Origin of the sequence: Herbaspirillum lusitanum, assembly GCF_046025995.1 — a bacterium.
Taxonomy (GTDB): Bacteria; Pseudomonadota; Gammaproteobacteria; order Burkholderiales; family Burkholderiaceae_D; genus Herbaspirillum; species Herbaspirillum lusitanum_A.
On the sequence record NZ_JAQQFM010000002.1, the window covers coordinates 145547 to 162819 of the forward strand.

At 59.4% G+C, this 17273-nt stretch carries 19 protein-coding genes; 18 read left to right on the plus strand and 1 reads right to left on the minus strand.

Annotation, left to right across the window (positions count from 1 at the left end; all coding sequences use genetic code 11):
• The first annotated feature begins 82 nt into the window (after positions 1–82).
• From PQR62_RS03685 to PQR62_RS03725, 9 genes are all read left to right on the plus strand, one after another.
• On the plus strand, positions 83–778 hold the full coding sequence (locus PQR62_RS03685) for an amino acid ABC transporter permease (RefSeq protein ID WP_408154937.1): 696 nt from the start codon (positions 83–85) through the stop codon (positions 776–778).
• A complete protein-coding gene (locus PQR62_RS03690; RefSeq protein WP_408154939.1) occupies positions 778–1428 on the plus strand; it encodes an amino acid ABC transporter permease in 651 nt (216 codons plus the stop codon). Before PQR62_RS03685 ends, PQR62_RS03690 begins: the two co-directional genes overlap by 1 nt.
• Positions 1415–2149 carry an amino acid ABC transporter ATP-binding protein gene (locus PQR62_RS03695; protein WP_408154941.1) on the plus strand — a complete coding sequence of 245 codons (735 nt, stop codon included), beginning with the start codon at positions 1415–1417 and terminating at the stop codon, positions 2147–2149. The genes PQR62_RS03690 and PQR62_RS03695 overlap by 14 nt, the downstream gene beginning before the upstream one ends.
• Positions 2146–2904, plus strand: coding sequence for a sugar phosphate isomerase/epimerase family protein (locus tag PQR62_RS03700; protein WP_408154943.1), 759 nt, complete (start codon positions 2146–2148; stop codon positions 2902–2904). Before PQR62_RS03695 ends, PQR62_RS03700 begins: the two co-directional genes overlap by 4 nt.
• Positions 2905–2950: 46 nt before the next feature.
• Positions 2951–3904 carry a sugar kinase gene (locus tag PQR62_RS03705; RefSeq protein WP_408154945.1) on the plus strand — a complete coding sequence of 318 codons (954 nt, stop codon included), beginning with the start codon at positions 2951–2953 and terminating at the stop codon, positions 3902–3904.
• Between the two features lie 87 nt (positions 3905–3991).
• Positions 3992–4951, plus strand: a complete 960-nt coding sequence (locus PQR62_RS03710; protein ID WP_408154947.1) for a 2-hydroxyacid dehydrogenase — start codon at positions 3992–3994, stop codon at positions 4949–4951.
• 343 nt (positions 4952–5294) lie between these two features.
• Positions 5295–6050 carry an electron transfer flavoprotein subunit beta/FixA family protein gene (locus tag PQR62_RS03715; protein WP_408154949.1) on the plus strand — a complete coding sequence of 252 codons (756 nt, stop codon included), beginning with the start codon at positions 5295–5297 and terminating at the stop codon, positions 6048–6050.
• 11 nt (positions 6051–6061) lie between these two features.
• On the plus strand, positions 6062–6991 hold the full coding sequence (locus PQR62_RS03720; RefSeq protein WP_408154951.1) for an electron transfer flavoprotein subunit alpha/FixB family protein: 930 nt from the start codon (positions 6062–6064) through the stop codon (positions 6989–6991).
• Between the two features lie 161 nt (positions 6992–7152).
• A complete protein-coding gene (locus tag PQR62_RS03725) occupies positions 7153–8943 on the plus strand; it encodes an acyl-CoA dehydrogenase (RefSeq protein WP_408154953.1) in 1791 nt (596 codons plus the stop codon).
• A 123-nt stretch (positions 8944–9066) separates the two neighbouring features.
• Here PQR62_RS03725 and PQR62_RS03730 read toward each other — a convergent pair whose 3' ends face one another.
• Complete coding sequence (locus PQR62_RS03730) at positions 9067–9489, minus strand: NINE protein (protein ID WP_408154955.1); 423 nt, start codon at positions 9487–9489, stop codon at positions 9067–9069.
• Between the two features lie 342 nt (positions 9490–9831).
• Here PQR62_RS03730 and rpsP point away from each other — a divergent pair, with 342 nt between their 5' ends.
• The 9 genes from rpsP (at position 9832) to PQR62_RS03775 (ending at position 17255) form a co-directional block, all read left to right on the plus strand.
• A complete protein-coding gene (rpsP, locus tag PQR62_RS03735) occupies positions 9832–10086 on the plus strand; it encodes a 30S ribosomal protein S16 (RefSeq protein WP_408155720.1) in 255 nt (84 codons plus the stop codon).
• A 51-nt stretch (positions 10087–10137) separates the two neighbouring features.
• Positions 10138–10761, plus strand: a complete 624-nt coding sequence (rimM, locus tag PQR62_RS03740; RefSeq protein ID WP_408154957.1) for a ribosome maturation factor RimM — start codon at positions 10138–10140, stop codon at positions 10759–10761.
• A 187-nt stretch (positions 10762–10948) separates the two neighbouring features.
• The gene (trmD, locus tag PQR62_RS03745) at positions 10949–11740 is read left to right on the plus strand and encodes a tRNA (guanosine(37)-N1)-methyltransferase TrmD (protein WP_408154959.1); all 792 of its coding nucleotides are present in this window, start codon (positions 10949–10951) and stop codon (positions 11738–11740) included.
• A 118-nt stretch (positions 11741–11858) separates the two neighbouring features.
• On the plus strand, positions 11859–12245 hold the full coding sequence (gene rplS / locus PQR62_RS03750; RefSeq protein ID WP_408154961.1) for a 50S ribosomal protein L19: 387 nt from the start codon (positions 11859–11861) through the stop codon (positions 12243–12245).
• Positions 12246–12321: 76 nt separating this feature from the next.
• Complete coding sequence (locus tag PQR62_RS03755; RefSeq protein WP_408154963.1) at positions 12322–12987, plus strand: CoA pyrophosphatase; 666 nt, start codon at positions 12322–12324, stop codon at positions 12985–12987.
• Positions 12988–13251: 264 nt separating this feature from the next.
• Positions 13252–14208, plus strand: a complete 957-nt coding sequence (locus tag PQR62_RS03760) for a CobD/CbiB family protein (protein WP_408154965.1) — start codon at positions 13252–13254, stop codon at positions 14206–14208.
• Positions 14209–14511: 303 nt separating this feature from the next.
• Positions 14512–14865 carry a DUF3579 domain-containing protein gene (locus PQR62_RS03765; protein ID WP_408154967.1) on the plus strand — a complete coding sequence of 118 codons (354 nt, stop codon included), beginning with the start codon at positions 14512–14514 and terminating at the stop codon, positions 14863–14865.
• A gap of 257 nt (positions 14866–15122) precedes the next feature.
• A complete protein-coding gene (gene fumC / locus PQR62_RS03770) occupies positions 15123–16511 on the plus strand; it encodes a class II fumarate hydratase (RefSeq protein ID WP_408154969.1) in 1389 nt (462 codons plus the stop codon).
• A gap of 423 nt (positions 16512–16934) precedes the next feature.
• The gene (locus tag PQR62_RS03775) at positions 16935–17255 is read left to right on the plus strand and encodes a hypothetical protein (RefSeq protein ID WP_408154971.1); all 321 of its coding nucleotides are present in this window, start codon (positions 16935–16937) and stop codon (positions 17253–17255) included.
• The last annotated feature ends 18 nt before the right edge of the window (positions 17256–17273 follow it).

The following is a 17273-nucleotide window of genomic DNA, read 5'->3' on the forward strand; positions in this document are numbered from 1 at the left end:
CCGGGCATTGCGCTTCTTATCAGGAAACGTGGTGCCGGTCTGTCGGTTCCGGATCATCGGAGCCTAAGGCTAGGAGTAGACGATGCATTACGATTTTCAATTCGCGTTCATCTTTCAGCATCTAGATCAGTTGCTGATGGGCGCGCTGCTCACCATACGGCTGAGCGCGCTGTCGATGGTCTGCGGTCTGGCGGTGGGGATTTTCGGGGCGATCGTGAGCATTCACGGTTCGGCGCCGGCCCGCTTTGCGGTCACGTCCTATGTGGAGCTGATTCGCAGTACGCCTTTCCTGGTCCAGCTCTTCATTATCTTTTTCGGTCTGCCCGCCGCCGGTGTGCAGGTCGATGCCAATATCGCCGCGCTGGTGGCGATGACGGTCAATCTCGGCGCGTATTCGACCGAGATCGTGCGCGCCGGCATGATGGCGGTGCACCCATCTCAGATCGAAGCGGCGCATGCGCTGGCGATGACGCGCTGGCAGGTGATCCGCCACGTGGTGCTGACGCCCGCGCTGGAAAAGGTCTACCCGGCGCTGGCCAGTCAGTTCACGCTGATGATGCTGGCCTCCAGCGTGGTGTCGGCGATCTCGGCCGAGGAGCTGACCGCCAGCGCCAATCTGCTGGATGCCGAAACCTTCCGCAGCTTTGAAATCTACCTGATCGTGATGGGCCTCTATATTCTGCTGGCGCTGTTTTTCCGCCTCAGCTTCTGGCTCATCGGTTTGCTTGTATTCAAACGCCGTCGCCGTCTGGGCGTGTCGCGGCCAAGGAGAATGTGATGATTGCAGAATTTTCCTGGGATCAGTTCGTGTTTCTGTGGGAGGCGGCGCGCTGGACGCTGCTGCTGTCGGTGATGGCGTTTGTGGTGGGCGGCTTTGCCGGCTTCATCGTGGCGCTGATGCGGACCTCGCACATTCAGGCCCTGCGCACCATTTCGGCGATCTACATCCAGATCGTCCAGGGGACGCCGGTGCTGATCATTCTGTTTCTGTCCTTCTACGGACTGGCGATCTACGGCTTCAAGCTGCCGCCTATGGTGGCGGCGACCATCGCCATGACGATCTACTCCAGCGCTTATCTGGGTGAAATCTGGCGCGGTTGTATCGAGGCGGTGCCGGTGCCGCAGTGGGAAGCCTCCACTGCGCTGGCCATGACGCGCTGGCAGCAATTACGTTATGTGATCCTGCCGCAGGCGGTGCGTATCTCGCTGCCGCCGACCGTAGGCTTTCTGGTGCAGATCGTGAAGAACACCTCGATCGCTTCCATCATCGGTCTGGTGGAGCTGACGCAGGCCGGCAAGCTGGTCAGCAACGCTACGTTCCAGCCGTTCATCGTATTCCCCATCGTCGCGGCCATCTATTTCATATTTTGCTATCCGCTGTCGCGTATCAGTTTTGCTCTAGAAAGGAAATTACATGGCCATCGTTGAAATCGACAACATCACCAAGAGCTTCGGCAGCAATCAGGTTCTGAACGGCATCTCGCTGAAGGTGGAGCGCGGGCAGGTGGTGGCCATCATCGGTCGCAGCGGTTCCGGCAAGAGCACCATGCTGCGTTGTATCAATGGTCTGGAAACCATCGACGGCGGCAGCATCACGGCCGCCGGCCACAAGTTGACGGCCAAGCATGACGGCCTGATCGAACTGCGCAAGGACGTCGGCATGGTGTTCCAGCACTACAACCTGTTTCCGCATCTGACGGTGGAAGAAAACGTCATGCTGTCGCCGCGCATCGTCAAGAAAGTGGCGACCGAAAAGACCCGCGAAACGGCGATCAAGGTCTTGAAGCAGGTCGGTCTGGACCACAAGCGCGATGCGTATCCCGAACAACTGTCGGGCGGCCAGCAGCAGCGCGTGGCGATTGCCCGTTCGCTGGCGATGGAGCCGCAGGTCATGCTGTTCGATGAAGTGACCTCGGCGCTCGATCCTGAGCTGACGCAGGAAGTGCTGAAGGTGATGGAAGAGCTGGCGCGCGGCGGCATGACCATGTTGCTGGTCACGCACGAGATGGAATTTGCGCGGCGCGTGGCCGACATCACGGTCTTCATGCATCAGGGCAAGGTGTGGGAAACCGCGCCGTCCAAGGAGTTCTTCGCCGATCCCAAAACCCAGGAAGCGCGCCAGTTCATCGGCGCCGGCAATATCAAATGAAGACGCCGGTGAAGACGCCGGTGCTGGTGGCCGCCTCGGCCTATGGCGCCGATCTGGTGCGCCGTCTCGGCCATGCCGAGCTGGTGCCCATCGTCGCCGCAGCCGGTGCGGCCGGGCTGGAAATCCGGCGCGAGCTGTTCGCCGGGCCGCAGGATCTGGACGCCTTGCGTGAACTGATCCTCAAACACAAACTGTTTTCCGTGTACTCGGTGCCGCTGGAATTGTTCGAGGTGGATGGCAAGTTCGCCCGTGCCGATCTGGAGCAGGCCATGTTTGAGGCGCGCCAGGTGCAGGCGCGCTATCTCAAGGTTTCGCTCGGACATTTTTCGGCCGCCAGCGATCTGCAGGCGGCGCTGGGCTGGATACGCCAGGCGCCGGTCGAGGTGCTGCTGGAAAACGATCAGACCGCGCAGGGTGGCCGTCTGGAGCCCATCATCAGTTTCCTCGCGCTGTGCAGCGGCAATGGCGTGACGGTCGGCATGACCTTCGACATGGGCAACTGGCGCTGGAATCAGGTCGACCCGGATGCCGCAGCGCGCGCGCTGGCGCCGCATGTGCGCTACGTGCATTGCAAGGGCGTGCGCGATGATGGCGGCAAGCTCAAGGCGGTGCCGCTGGAAGCGCAGGATGTGGAATGGCCGAAACTGATGGCGTATTTCCCCAAGGGCATACAGCGCGCCATCGAGTTTCCGCTGGTCGGCAACGATCTGGAAGAGGTGACGCGGCGTTACGTTGCGCTGCTGGCCTCGGTCTGATGCGAACGAAACAAGCTGGATAAGTCAGGATAAGGTGGAGCGAATCATGAGCGCACACGAGCTGCAATTGGATGTAGTGACTTATGGCGAGGCGCTGGCCTTGCTGGTGGCCGATGAAGTGGGCGCCTTCGAGGACGTGGAAAAGTACACGCGCAGACTGGCCGGGGCCGAGACCAATGTCGCCATCGGTCTGGCGCGGCTGGGTCTGAAGGTGGGCTGGCTGAGCCGGGTCGGCGACGACTCTTTCGGCCGTTTCATCCGCAAGCGGGTGGCGCAGGAGGGCGTGGACGTCAGCCGCGTGACCACCGACACTCGTTACCGCACGGCGATTCAGCTCAAGGCCAAGGCCGTGAACGGCGCCGATCCGGCCATCGAGTATTACCGCAAGGGGTCCGCCGCCAGCCATTTGTCGACCGAAGTGGATTTCGACGACAGTTATTTCGGCAACGCGCGGCATCTGCACGCAACCGGCATCGCGGCCGCCTTGTCGCCGACCACCATGGCGTTCGCGCATCACGCGCTGGAGTACATGCGCGTGCGCGGCAAGACCATCTCTTTCGATCCCAATCTGCGCCCTACGCTGTGGCCCTCGCAGGAAGTGATGGCGGAAAAACTCAATGAGCTGGCCTTCAAGGCGCACTGGGTTTTGCCGGGCCTCTCTGAAGGAAAAATTCTGACGGGTTACACTGAGCCCCGCGATATCGCCGCCTTCTATCTGGAACGCGGCGTCGCAATGGTGGTGATCAAGCTGGGCGAAGAGGGCGCTTATTTTCGCACTGCGCAGGGCCAGGAAGGCACCGTCCCAGGCGTCAGGGTGCCCGAGGTGGTGGACACGGTCGGTGCCGGCGACGGCTTCGCGGTCGGCGTCATCAGCGGCATGCTGGAAGGCCTGAGCGTGGAGCAGGCGGTGGCGCGCGGTAATCGCATCGGCGCTTTTGCGATTCAGGTGGTGGGCGATATGGAAGGTCTGCCGACCCGCGCGCAACTGGATGCGGCCTGAATGCCCATGCCGGCCGGCTTGATCAACTGACGAATATCAAGCGCGTTTGCTGTCGGCAAACGCATCTGAAACGAATGGGAAGATCGAATGAAACAGCGCGTGGTGGTGTACAAGAAATTGCCTGATGAACTGATGCAGAGTCTGCGCGAGGAATTCGAGGTCACCGCTTTTGACCGTATCGACGACAGCAACCGCGCGGCATTTCTGGACGCCATCAAGTCGGCCCACGGCATTCTCGGTTCCACCATACGTATCACCAACGAGATGCTGGACAGTGCGCCCGATCTGAAAATCGCATCGACTGTTTCGGTTGGCGTCGATCAGTTCGACCTCGACTATTTCCGCCGGCGCGGCCTGATGCTGGCGCACACGCCCGGCGTCTTGAACGAAGCCACCGCCGACACCATTTTTTCGCTGATTCTGGCCAGCGCGCGCCGCATCGTCGAGCTGGCCGAATACGTCAAGGCCGGCAAGTGGACGGGCAGCATCGGCGAAGCGCAATTCGGTGTCAACGTGCATGGCAAGACGCTCGGCATGATAGGCATGGGGCGCATCGGCAGCGCGGTGGCGCGACGCGCGCATCACGGCTTCGGCATGCGCATTCTGTATAACAACACGCGTCCGAATCCTGGAGCGGAAGCTGAACTGAAGGCGACGTTTCTGCCGCGCGACGAGTTGCTGGCGCAGGCCGATTTCGTCTGCCTGATGCTGCCGCTGACCTCGCAGACCGAGAAGCTGATCGGCGCGCGTGAATTCAAGCTGATGAAGCGCAGCGCGATCTTCATCAATGCCTCGCGCGGTCGCATCGTCGATGAAGCAGCGCTGATCAAGGCATTGCAGGAGGGCGAAATCCATGCCGCCGGCCTTGATGTCTTCGAGCAAGAGCCGCTGCCCGTTGATTCCCCGTTGCTGCAATTGTCCAACGTGGTGGCCTTGCCGCACATCGGTTCGGCCACGCATGAAACGCGGCAGGCCATGGCCGAGCTGGCGGTACAAAATCTGGTGGCGGGCCTGCGCGGGCAACCGGTGCCGCATCTGGCTGTGTAACGGCGCGATGATGTCTGCCGCTTGATTGCTCTTATATAAGTGGCGCTTGCGTGAGTGGCTGATACATAAGCAGGGCGGATCGCTGAACGCTTATCCGCTCTGTTTTGCAGGGGGCTCGTGCATGCCTGTTTTGACGCGGCGCGTCATATCTGTTCAGGCGTCGCGTCCATCAAAAAAATTCCAATATCAAACTTGTTTCACACTTCCACTGTCTTGGAATAGTGTGTATGCTTCGAACATTAAAAAGAACGATCGTGCTAAATTTCGATTGTTTGCTAGTTTTGCTTTTATAATTCGGCAGAAGTTTACGTTTACGTCAATTCGATTTTTCAAGGGCCCAGCGATGAAAGTATTAGTACCCGTCAAACGCGTAGTGGATTACAACGTGAAGGTCAGAGTGAAGAGCGACGGCAGCGGCGTGGATATCGCCAACGTCAAGATGTCGATGAATCCCTTCGACGAAATTGCGGTGGAAGAAGCCGTGCGTCTGAAGGAAGGTGGCAAAGTCACCGAAGTCATCGCGATCTCCTGCGGCGTCACGCAATGCCAGGAAACGCTGCGCACCGCAATGGCGATCGGCGCCGACCGTGCGATTCTGGCCGAAGTGGCGGCCGACGTTGAACTGCAACCGCTGGCCGTGGCCAAGCTGCTCAAGGCGCTGGCTGAAAAAGAACAACCGCAACTGATCATCCTCGGCAAGCAAGCCATCGACGACGACTGCAATCAGACCGGCCAGATGCTGGCGGCATTGCTGGGCTGGCCGCAAGCCACCTTCGCATCGAAGGTCGTGCTGGAAGATGGCAAGGTGACCGTGACCCGTGAAGTCGACGGCGGTCTGGAAACCATCGCGCTGACCTTGCCGGCCATCATCACCACCGATCTGCGCCTGAACGAGCCGCGTTATGTGACGCTGCCCAACATCATGAAGGCCAAGAAGAAACAGCTGGATGTGGTCAAGCCGGACGAGCTGGGCGTCGATGTCGCGCCGCGCGTCAAGACCCTGAAAGTGGTCGAGCCTGCCAAGCGCAGCGCCGGCGTGAAGGTGCCGGATGTGGCGACTCTGGTTGCCAAGCTCAAGAACGAAGCCAAAGTGATTTAAGGAATACGACCATGACCGCACTCGTTATCGCAGAACACGACAATGCCAGCCTCAAGGGCAGCACCCTCAACACCATCACCGCCGCGACGCAGACCGGCGGCGATGTTCACGTCCTGATCGCCGGCCATAACGCCAAGGTTGCCGCCGATGCAGCAGCGCAAATCGCCGGCGTCGCCAAGGTCTTGCTGGCTGATGCCGCGCAATTCGCCGATGGCCTGGCGGAAAACGTCGCCGCGCAAGTGCTGGCGATCGCCAAGGACTACAGCCACATTCTGGCGCCGGCTACCGCCTACGGCAAAAACATCCTGCCGCGCGTGGCGGCCTTGCTGGATGTCGCGCAAATTTCTGACATCACCAAGGTCGACAGCCCCGATACTTTCGAGCGTCCTATCTATGCCGGCAACGCGATTGCAACTGTGCAATCGACCGATGCCGTCAAGGTCATCACGGTGCGCACCACCGGTTTCGATCCGGCCGCCAATGGCGGCAGCGCTGCGGTGGAAAGCATCGCGGCCGTGGCCGATTCGGGCAAGTCCAGCTTCGTCGGTCGTGAAGTCGCGAAGTCGGATCGGCCAGAACTGACGGCTGCCAAGATCATCGTTTCCGGTGGTCGCGGCATGGGCTCATCGGAAAGCTTCAAGATTCTGGAGCCGCTGGCCGACAAGCTCAACGCTGCGATGGGCGCTTCGCGTGCGGCAGTGGATGCGGGCTATGTGCCCAATGACTGGCAGGTCGGCCAGACCGGCAAGATCGTCGCGCCGCAGCTGTATATCGCGGTCGGTATCTCGGGCGCGATCCAGCACTTGGCCGGCATGAAGGATTCCAAGGTGATCGTGGCGATCAACAAGGACGAAGAAGCGCCGATCTTCTCGGTGGCCGATTACGGCATCGTCGGCGATCTGTTCGAAGTGGTGCCGGAGCTGGTCAAGCAGCTTGGCTGATCCGGCCGGTCTCTGATCAGAGTTCTTCGTCATCAGTAGTTTCAGCCCCGGCTCCTGCCGGGGTATTTGTTCCTGCCGCGTGTTTTGCATGTGCGCTGCCGGAACAATCATTTTTGCAATAGAGGCGCGCCGGCAGAGCGCGCCGATTCTGGAGGTTGGAGATGAGTTACACCGCGCCCTTGAAGGACATGTTGTTCGTAATGAACGAGCTCGCCGGTCTGGCGCAAGTCAACGCCTTGCCGGGCTGTGAGGATGCAACGCCGGAGACCGTGGAGGCGATTCTTGAAGAGAACGCCAAGTTCTGCGGCGAAGTGGTGGCGCCGCTGAATCATACTGCCGACAAGGAGCCGAGCTACTGGGCTGACGGCAAGGTCACCACCAGCAAGGGTTTCAAGGAGGCCTTTCAGCAGTTCGGCCAGGCCGGCTGGCAGGGTGTGCAGCATCCGGTCGAATTCGGCGGGCAGGGCTTGCCTAAGCTGGTGGCCACACCTTGCATCGAAATGCTGAACTCGGCCAATCTGTCCTTTGCGCTGTGTCCGCTGCTGACCGACGGCACCATCGAGGCACTGATGACGGCCGGCAGCGCCGAGCAGCAGCAAACTTATCTGGCCAATTTCATCTCCGGCAAATGGACCGGCACCATGAACCTGACCGAGCCGCAGGCCGGCTCCGATCTGGCGCTGGTGCGCACCCGCGCGCAACCGCAGGGCGACGGCACGTTCAAGCTGTTCGGCACCAAGATTTTCATCACCTACGGTGAGCACGATATGGCGGAAAACATCGTGCACCTGGTGCTGGCGCGCACGCCGGATGCGCCGGAAGGCGTGAAAGGCATTTCGCTGTTCGTGGTGCCGAAGTTTCTGGTCAATGCCGACGGCTCGCTGGGCGAGCGCAACGATGTGCATTGCGTCTCGATCGAGCACAAGCTGGGCATCAAGGCCAGCCCGACGGCGGTGCTGCAATTCGGCGACCATGGCGGCGCCATCGGCACCCTGGTCGGTGAAGAAAATCGCGGCCTGGAATATATGTTCATCATGATGAATGCCGCACGTTTCGCCGTCGGCATTCAAGGCCTGAGCGTGGCCGAGCGCGCCTATCAGCAGGCTGCGGCCTATGCCAGGGATCGCGTGCAGTCGCGCGATCTGGCCGGCTCGCCGGGCCCCGTCGCCATCATTCATCAACCCGACGTGCGGCGCATGCTGATGTCGATGCGCGCGCAGGTGGAAGGCGCCCGCGCCTTGGCCTATGTGGCGGCGGCCGCTTCGGATGCGGCGCATCATCATCCCGACGAAGCCACGCGCAAGCAGAATCAGGCCTTCTACGAATATCTGGTGCCGGTGGTGAAGGGCTGGTCCACCGAATTGTCGATCGATGTCACCTCCACCGGGGTGCAGGTGCATGGCGGCATGGGCTTCATCGAAGAGACCGGCGCGGCGCAGTATTACCGCGATGCCCGCATCCTGACGATTTACGAAGGCACCACCGCGATTCAGGCCAACGATCTGGTCGGCCGCAAGACTGCGCGCGACGGCGGCGCAGTCGCCAGGGACATCATTGCGCAGGTGCGCAAGACGGCGGCTGAGCTTGACGCCAGCGGCGACGCCAAGCTCGAGGCGATTGCTCTGCGTCTGAATGAATCGGCGGCGGCATTGGAAGAGGTGGTCGGATTCGTGGTCGCTAATATCAAGTCCGACATCAAGGCGGTGTTTGCCGGCAGCGTGACGTATCTGAAGATGGCTGGGCTGGTGCTGGGCGGCTGGCAAATGGCGCGGGCGGCGGCGATTGCGGCCGGCAAGCTGAAAGCGGGCGAGGGCGATACACAGTTCTACAGCGCCAAGCTGGCGACTGCGCGTTTCTTTGCCGATCAGATTCTGCCGCAGGCACTGGCCTATCGCACCGCCATCGTCGACGGCGCTGAATCGGTGATGGCCTTGTCGGAAGATCAGTTCTGATCGATCTGCCGTACTGTTAACTGCGCCTGAACAAACGGCCCGCTCTTGATCAGGAGCGGGCCGTTTTCATTTGTGTTCTTGTTTGCTGTTCCGCGCCGAGAGCTGCGGCGAAGGGGCGAGGCGTCAGCCGAAGGCGCCGCCGGTAAACAGCAGGTCGAAGCTGCGCGCGATGAAGGCGATCAAGGCCATCGCGCCTATGCCCACGGTCAGTACCAGGATCAGCGCAAGTATCCAGTGCGACTCCGATTGCCTGCCGCTGCCGGCGTTGTATTTCTGATCCCATTTATCGTCCGGCGTCAGACCCAGCACCAGCGCTTCCAGAAAGCCGCACAGCACCGAAATGACGAAAGGCAGACTGCTGAACAGCTTGGGCGAATCCGGCATGGCCGACATCAGGCTCAGTGAAATCGGAATGCTGAGCACGTGCAGCCAGCCGAAACGGTCCTTGCCGTCGCGCAGGTAAAAGCGATGCAGGCCGATGCCGCCGAACAGTGCCGCGAGGAAAGTGGTGAAAGTCTTGTTCTTGTGACGAATCTGCGTGGGCATGGATGCGCTTGTCTCTTGTCGGTTTTTATTGAGAAGGGCCGAGCGGCATTCATCGTCGGAAAAGTTGGATGTTGCACTCAAGCCAATGCGCAAGTATAGCTGATCGGTTTGGTGCAATTCGGCGCGCTTGTCAGACGCCGTCCGATATTGCTTTTGAGTAATTTGATCCGCTCAGGCTCAGATGGGGAAGGGGCTGTGATGCAATTTGGCATCAGATTTGCTGCGATTTAGGCATGTTGTGCGCCGGTTACCGGCACAATGCGACTAATCAGGTTGCGGTTGCAGCGCCGGTTCGGCTATAATTTCCAGCTTTTCCGTGTCCGTACAATTACTGGAACAATTATGGTCGTTATTCGTTTAGCTCGTGGTGGTGCCAAGAAGCGCCCTTTCTTCAATATCGTTGCAACTGATTCGCGCAATCGCCGCGATGGCCGTTTCATCGAGCGCATTGGTTTCTACAACCCGGTTGCATCCGGCAAGGAAGAAGCTTTCCGCATCGCTCAGGATCGTCTGGCTCACTGGCAAGGCGCTGGCGCACAACTGTCGCCAACCGTTGCCCGTCTGGTCAGCGAAGCCGGCAAGAAGGCTGCAGCTTAATTACTTGAAGCTGATTCAGCATTCAAGTTCGCAAGCGCGCCGACAACAGGTTTGACTTCCATCGCACACGCTGGTTTTTCTGCTCCTGACGATCTGGTGACCGTCGGGTACATCTCCGGGGCTTACGGCCTTCAGGGATGGGTGCGAGTCAGGCCTTATTCGGCCGAGGCGGATGCCTTGCTGAATGCCAAAAGCTGGTGGCTGGAAAAATCCGGCGCACCGCTTCAGGATGTAGAAGTCATGCAGTCCAAAGGTCATAGCGGCGACGTGGTGGCCCGGCTGATGGGAGTGGCGGATCGTAATGTCGCCGAAGCGATGAAGGGCACCGTGGTGCACATCTCGCGCAAGCACTTCCCGGCTTTGGATAATGACGAGTTTTACTGGGTCGATTTGATCGGCCTGGCGGTTGAAAATCTGCAGGGTGAACAGCTTGGCGTGGTGTCCGACATGATGGACAACGGCGCCCATCCTATCCTGCGGGTTGTGGCAGCGGAAAATGCAGTGGCGCAAGCCGATGCGCAGACCGGGCCGCAAGTCCAGCCGGCAGCAAAGTCTGAAAAAGCAGAAAAGACAGAGAAGGCAGTCGAGTTGCTGATTCCATTTGTCGATCAGTTCGTCAAGTCGGTGCAGCAGCAGGATAAGAAAATCATCGTCGACTGGGGTAGGGATTACTGATTGCTTCAGTGATTCGCAAGCAAGTCTCATCGCGGATGCAGCTCGGGGTTTCTCCCGCAATCCGGTCTGGTTTTTCTGAAGGCGAGACTCGCGCTCGCAACAATGATCTGAATACAAAGCATGCGGCCAGCTTGAAAAGAAGCGTGGCCGCTTGTGATTTAAGCGTAACCATGGAAACGGAGGCGTGATGCAGTTTGATGTCGTCACTCTGTTTCCCGAAATGTTTGCGGCACTGACGCAGTCCGGCATTACCCGACGCGCGCTGGAGCAGAAACGCTGGCAGTTGTCGCTGTGGAATCCGCGTGAGTTCACCAGCGACAATCACCGCACGGTGGATGACCGGCCTTACGGCGGCGGCCCCGGCATGGTGATGCTGGCCAAGCCCTTGCAGGCTGCCATCGACGCTGCGAAAGCGCGTCAGCAGGAGCAGGGCGTGCCGGCAACGCGTGTGATTTATCTGTCGCCGCAAGGCGCGCCGCTGACTCATGAACGCGTGCAGCGTCTGGCGCAGGAGCCCGGAGTGGTCTTGCTGTGCGGACGTTACGAAGCGGTTGATCAGCGTTTGCTGGACAGTTGCGTGGATGAAGAAATCAGCCTCGGTGATTTCGTCTTGTCGGGTGGTGAGTTGCCGGCGATGGCGCTGATGGATGCCGTGATCCGCTTGTTGCCGGGCGCCTTGAACGACGGCGCCTCGGCGGTCGAAGACAGTTTCGTCAACGGCTTGCTGGATTGTCCGCATTACACGCGGCCGGAAGAATATGAAGGCGTGGCGGTGCCGCCGGTGTTAATGGGCGGGCATCACGCCGAGATCGTGAAGTGGCGGCGCCAGCAGGCTTTAGAGGCAACTGCGCGCAAGCGTCCCGATCTGATTGTCGCTGCGCGCGAAAACGGTTTGTTGAGCGCCACCGACGAAAAGTATCTGAGCAGTCTGCAGAGCACGCAAGGGCAGGCGCAAGAACAAGCAGTCGTAAAGAAGTAGTACCGTGCAGGCTCTGGTTTCAGGGCCTGTTATTCAAACCCCATCCTCTACTGGGCATAAGAATGCAATCTGGATTCAGCTGCATTCGGCGCCAGCAAGATGGCATCAGGAGTAAAAAATGGACTTGATCCAGCAATTAGAGCAAGAAGAGATTTCCCGTCTCGCAAAGAACATCCCTGAGTTTGGCCCCGGCGACACAGTGGTGGTCAGCGTGAACGTGGTTGAAGGCACCCGCAAGCGTGCACAGGCATACGAAGGCGTCGTGATTTCGCGTCGCAACCGTGGCCTGAACTCCAACTTTATCGTTCGCAAGATCTCGTCGGGCGAAGGCGTTGAGCGTACATTCCAACTGTACTCCCCGCTGATCGCATCGATCGAAGTCAAGCGTCGTGGCGATGTTCGTCGCGCCAAGCTGTACTACCTGCGTGAACGTTCCGGCAAGTCGGCACGTATCAAGGAAAAGCTGCCTAACCGCCGCAGCAATGCTGCCAAGGCTGCAGCGTAATCCTCTGCATGCATGTGCTTTAAAGAAAAGGGGTGTCTCGCGACGCCCCTTTTTCATTGTCTCTTGGAAAAAATCCGTGGCCAGTTTTGATCCGCTCCATCTTCCGATCGATGCCGTCGCCGGCGAAACCGCGCTGGCCAGCGAGCGGATGACCGAGGCATGGTTGCGCCAGCGATTCGCCAGTCCGCCATCCTGGCAGCCTGAAATCAATGAAGAGCAGCGAGTGCGCAAGATCGAAGGCCGTTTCCGCTCGGCAGCGGTGCTGATGCCGATCGTGATGCGCGAAACCGGCCTCACTATGCTGTTCACGCAGCGCACCGCCGACCTCAAGGATCATGCCGGCCAGGTCAGTTTTCCGGGAGGGCGCACCGAAGAGTTCGATGCCTCGGCGATCGATACCGCGCTGCGTGAAACCGAAGAAGAGATAGGACTGGCGCGCAGCCATGTGGAAGTCATCGGCGCCATGCCTGAATATTTCACCGGCACCGGATATCGCGTGACCCCGGTGGCGGGCCTGATCAAGCCGCCGTTCGAGGTGCTCGCCGATCCGCGCGAAGTAGCTGAGATTTTCGAGGTGCCGCTGGCTTTCCTGATGGATGGCATGAACCATCAGCGCCGCACCGTCGAGCTGCCCGAGCAAATGGGGCGTCGTACTTTCTACACCATGCCCTATGATCGCTTTTTCATCTGGGGTGCAACCGCCGGCATGCTGCGCAATCTCTTTCATTTTCTGCGAGTTTGAAGATGGCCGGCTGGGGACGCAATGCGCGTGTGGCTGCCTTAATAATTGCGCTATGCAAACCTTTGCCATATCACGCGGTCTGAACGCGTGCTCGTTATTTCGAGTGAAGAGGTGGCGACATATCGCTGGTCACACTCACGATTCACAATAATTAAAACCGGTTTTTACCGCGCGGCCCGAGTCAATCACGTAGCAATTGTTTGATTCCGGGAAAGCACTGCGCTATCGTACAGGCTGATTGCTTGGTGACCATAAGGCTGCTTGATGACTTTTCTTTCTATCCTTTTTGCGCTGTTAATTGAACAACTAAAACCATTGCGCGCGGATAACCCGATTTACGCGTCCATCAAGGGTTTCGCAAGCCACATCGAAAACTGGTTCAACGCCGGACATGCCCATCACGGTCGCCTCGGCTGGGCCGTCATGGTCGGCGCGCTGACGGTGCCGACCGCACTGATCTACTGGCTGCTGATGCATATCAGCCCGGTCGCGGCATTTCTGTGGAACGTGCTGATCGTTTATCTGACGCTGGGCTTCCGCCACTACAGTCACTATTTCACTTCGATTCAACTGGCGCTCAATACCGGGGACGACGTCACCGCGCGCGCCTTGCTGGGCGAGTGGACCAAGCAGGACACCTCGGATCTGGACGTCAGCGAGATCTCGCGCATCGCCTCCGAGAAAGCACTGATCACCACCCATCGCCATGTATTCGGCGTGTTTTTCTGGTTTCTGGTGCCGATCGGCCCGGCCGGCGCCGTGCTGTACCGCGTGGCCGAATACCTGTCGCGCGCATGGAATGAGCCGGATCACATGAAGTTCGAAGCCTTCGGACGCTTCGCTGCGCAAGCCTTTTACTGGATTGACTGGATTCCGGCACGCATGACCGCTGCCGCCTTCGCCGTGGTCGGCAATTTCGAAGACGCCATCTACGCGTGGCGCAATTTCGCCGATCGCTGGACCGATGAGTCGGCCGGCATCATCCTGGCGGCCGGCGGCGGCGCCATGGGCGTGCGTTTCGGCACACCCAACGAAGTTGCCGCCGATGTGCTGCCGATTGATGCTGCAACGGTCGATTCGCTGCTGGAAGAGCCGGAAGGCGTGCCGGGCGATATCCCTTCTCCGCGCACCTTGCAAAGCACCGTCGGCCTGGTCTGGCGTGCTTTGCTGCTGTGGATGTTTCTGTTGCTGCTGTTGTCGGTGGCCGTCTGGATGGGATAAGTTGCAGTAAGCCTGAGCACAGCGGGAGGGGTACAATAGGGTCTTTATTGCAGACGCGAATGCGGACAGGGGGAAGCTTCCGCAGTCGAGATAAAGGCTGCAATGAAAGCCCGATGAAGCGCCAAGTCATTGATCTGACAGCGAAAATTCATCCTGATGCGGGTTCCGGCCGGCATCGACAGACCTTGAGGCAGATACGGGTATATCCCAAGTCTTCTATAAGATATAATACTGAGGTTTTCAGGGCCCGCTACCCATCCGGCGGCGGGCATTCGGTTGCAAGCGCTATAGAAGAATTCATGTATGGCTGATCCCATCAAACCCTCCAACGCGCCGGCACAAGAATTCATCATCCTGGGGCAAACCTCGGATGGCAGGCAGTTCCGTCCCAGCGACTGGGCCGAGCGTCTGTGCGGCGTGATGTCGTGCTTCCGCCCCGAAGGTTCGGGCGGACGCAACGCACACCTGAAATATTCCCCCTATGTTTTGCCTACGATGATCAACGGCGTGCGCTCGGTGGTCGTCAATGAGGCGTTGCGCGAGCTTGATCCGCTGGCTTATCACTTCGTGGCGAATTTCGCCAAGGACAACGACTTGCAGGTGATCGACGCCTGCCTGATTCCGGAGCCGGGATCGAAGCCGCCGAAGGCCGGCTAGAAGGCTTGTCCGGGGCAGATTCCGGCCAATCCGCATCAGCCTGATTCGCTTTTCATCATTTTTAGCTCAGCGTCGCCAGCCCAATCTCGCCGTCCTCAGCAGCATGTTCTGCATGGACGCGCGCCAGCCGCTAAACTTCAAGTCTGTCTTAATCAGCTTCAAGGTCTCATATCGCTCCAGCCGGCAGTAAGCATGCCAGAGCCGTACGAGACTACCGGGTTCTTGCGAACTCAATTTCCTACGGAGAAAACAGCATCATGAAACACAGAATGGAGCGCGACACCTTTGGCCTGATCGAAGTCCCTGATGATCGGCTGTGGGGCGCGCAGACTGAACGCTCATTGCACCATTTCCATATCTCCACCGAGCGCATGCCGGCTGAGCTGATCGTTGCACTGGCCGCCGTCAAGCGCGCCTGCGCCACGGTCAACCGCGACCTCGGCAAACTGGATGCCAAGAAGGCCGACGCCATCATTGCCGCCGCCGACGAAGTGATCGCCGGCAAGCATCCGCTGGAGTTTCCGCTGTCGGTCTGGCAGACCGGCTCCGGCACCCAGAGCAACATGAACATGAACGAAGTGCTGGCCAACCGCGCTTCCGAACTGCTGGGCGGCGTGCGCGGCGAAGAACGCCTGATTCACCCGAACGACGACGTCAATCGCGGCCAGTCTTCCAACGACATCTTCCCGACGGCGATGTACGTGGCGGCTTGCATGGCGCTGGCGGCGCATCTGATTCCTTCCCTGCACGTGCTGCGCGCCACGCTGGAGAGCAAGTCCAAGGCCTTCGCCGATATCGTGAAGATCGGCCGCACCCATTTGCAGGATGCCACTCCGCTGACGCTGGGCCAGGAGTTCTCCGGCTACGTGGCGCAGCTGTCGCATGCCGAAACCACCATCATCGGCACCCTCAATGGCATCAGCGAACTGGCTGCCGGCGGCACCGCGGTGGGCACCGGCCTGAATGCGCATCCTGAATTCGGCGAGCGTGTGGCCGCAGAGTTGGCCAAGCACTATGGTTTCCCGTTCAAGACTGCGCCCAACAAGTTTGCCGCGCTGGCCAGCCACGACGCGCTGGTCGCCGGGCACGGCGCCCTGAAGACACTGGCGGCGGCGCTGATGAAGATCGCCAACGACGTGCGCTGGCTGGCATCCGGCCCGCGCTCCGGCCTCGGCGAAATCACCATCCCGGAAAACGAACCAGGCAGCTCCATCATGCCGGGCAAGGTCAATCCTACCCAGTGCGAAGCCTTGACCATGCTGTGCGCGCAAGTGTTCGGCAATGACGTCGCCCTCAACATCGGCGGCGCTTCCGGCAACTTCGAGCTGAACGTGTTCAAGCCGCTGATGGTGCATAACTTCCTGCAAAGCGTACGTTTGCTGGCCGACGGCATGAGCAGCTTCGAAGAGCATTGCGCACGCGGCATCGAAGCCAATCGCGAGCGCATTGCCGATCTGATGGAGCGTTCGCTGATGCTGGTGACGGCGCTGGCGCCGCACATCGGCTACGACAAAGCCGCCAAGATCGCCAAGCAGGCGCATCACGACGGCACCACGCTGAAAGAAACCGCGCTGGCGCTGGGCTATGTGACCGAGCAGCAATTCACCGACTGGATCAAGCCGGAAGAAATGACGCGTCCGGGCTGATGCCGGCCACGTGTTTGAAGGAGTGCCCGCCGGCTGCATGCCGCGCGGGCATTTTCATATTTACGGCAGATTTGGCTGCAGAATTTGGCGGCAAAAACAGGGTTTGACCTGCGTTTCAGAGCGCAACATGTATCGCCGCACATGCGTCATGTACAGAAATATTTAATTGGGTTACGAATTGAAACAAAATCATGTTTCTCGAATTCTTTTGTATATATTGCTTTCATGCGCGCAATGCGTCGCAATCTCTTGAACGCTAATGTTTAAAGGGCTTTCCGGGGATTTTGGCTCACCGGCGGCAGAGCAAAATTACGCTGATAAACAGCGCCAAACAAAGTTGTAGATTCAGGTAAAGACGCCTGTTTATAAAACGAAAGATGCTGGCGGAACAGCGTTCCAAAGTGTGTTTCATCGAGGCAAAAAATGAAGAAGATTGCAGTATTGGGATTGCTGGCGCTGAGCGGCCTGATGGTCAGCGGCGCATCCAATGCCCATCCGCGTTTCTATGGTGGGGTCGTCATCGGCGGTCCGATCTGGGTGCCGCCTCCGGTGTATTACTCGCCGCCGCCGGTCTACGTCGAGCGCACGCCGCCGCCGGTGTATATCGAGCGAGCGCCGCAGCCTGAGAACTATTGGTATTACTGTCCGGAAACCAAGGCTTATTACCCGTACGTGCAGAGCTGCCCGAGCAACTGGATGAGAGTGGTGCCGAACGGGCCCAACGGCAATCAGCCGCCTCAGTAAGGCCAGGAATCCGCAGCC

Excerpts from the sequence above, each read along its gene's own strand:
- PQR62_RS03775 (WP_408154971.1), top strand. The coding sequence starts at position 16,935 with ATGAAGAAGATTGCAGTATTGGGATTGCTGGCGCTGAGCGGCCTGATG.
- PQR62_RS03715 (WP_408154949.1), top strand. The coding sequence starts at position 5,295 with ATGAAAGTATTAGTACCCGTCAAACGCGTAGTGGATTACAACGTGAAG.
- PQR62_RS03700 (WP_408154943.1), top strand. The coding sequence starts at position 2,146 with ATGAAGACGCCGGTGAAGACGCCGGTGCTGGTGGCCGCCTCGGCCTAT.
- PQR62_RS03760 (WP_408154965.1), top strand. The coding sequence starts at position 13,252 with ATGACTTTTCTTTCTATCCTTTTTGCGCTGTTAATTGAACAACTAAAA.
- PQR62_RS03720 (WP_408154951.1), top strand. The coding sequence starts at position 6,062 with ATGACCGCACTCGTTATCGCAGAACACGACAATGCCAGCCTCAAGGGC.
- rplS (WP_408154961.1), top strand. The coding sequence starts at position 11,859 with ATGGACTTGATCCAGCAATTAGAGCAAGAAGAGATTTCCCGTCTCGCA.
- PQR62_RS03685 (WP_408154937.1), top strand. The coding sequence starts at position 83 with ATGCATTACGATTTTCAATTCGCGTTCATCTTTCAGCATCTAGATCAG.
- PQR62_RS03690 (WP_408154939.1), top strand. The coding sequence starts at position 778 with ATGATTGCAGAATTTTCCTGGGATCAGTTCGTGTTTCTGTGGGAGGCG.
- PQR62_RS03710 (WP_408154947.1), top strand. The coding sequence starts at position 3,992 with ATGAAACAGCGCGTGGTGGTGTACAAGAAATTGCCTGATGAACTGATG.
- PQR62_RS03695 (WP_408154941.1), top strand. The coding sequence starts at position 1,415 with ATGGCCATCGTTGAAATCGACAACATCACCAAGAGCTTCGGCAGCAAT.
- PQR62_RS03765 (WP_408154967.1), top strand. The coding sequence starts at position 14,512 with ATGGCTGATCCCATCAAACCCTCCAACGCGCCGGCACAAGAATTCATC.
- fumC (WP_408154969.1), top strand. The coding sequence starts at position 15,123 with ATGAAACACAGAATGGAGCGCGACACCTTTGGCCTGATCGAAGTCCCT.
- trmD (WP_408154959.1), top strand. The coding sequence starts at position 10,949 with ATGCAGTTTGATGTCGTCACTCTGTTTCCCGAAATGTTTGCGGCACTG.
- PQR62_RS03730 (WP_408154955.1), bottom strand. The coding sequence starts at position 9,489 with ATGCCCACGCAGATTCGTCACAAGAACAAGACTTTCACCACTTTCCTC.
- rpsP (WP_408155720.1), top strand. The coding sequence starts at position 9,832 with ATGGTCGTTATTCGTTTAGCTCGTGGTGGTGCCAAGAAGCGCCCTTTC.
- PQR62_RS03705 (WP_408154945.1), top strand. The coding sequence starts at position 2,951 with ATGAGCGCACACGAGCTGCAATTGGATGTAGTGACTTATGGCGAGGCG.
- PQR62_RS03725 (WP_408154953.1), top strand. The coding sequence starts at position 7,153 with ATGAGTTACACCGCGCCCTTGAAGGACATGTTGTTCGTAATGAACGAG.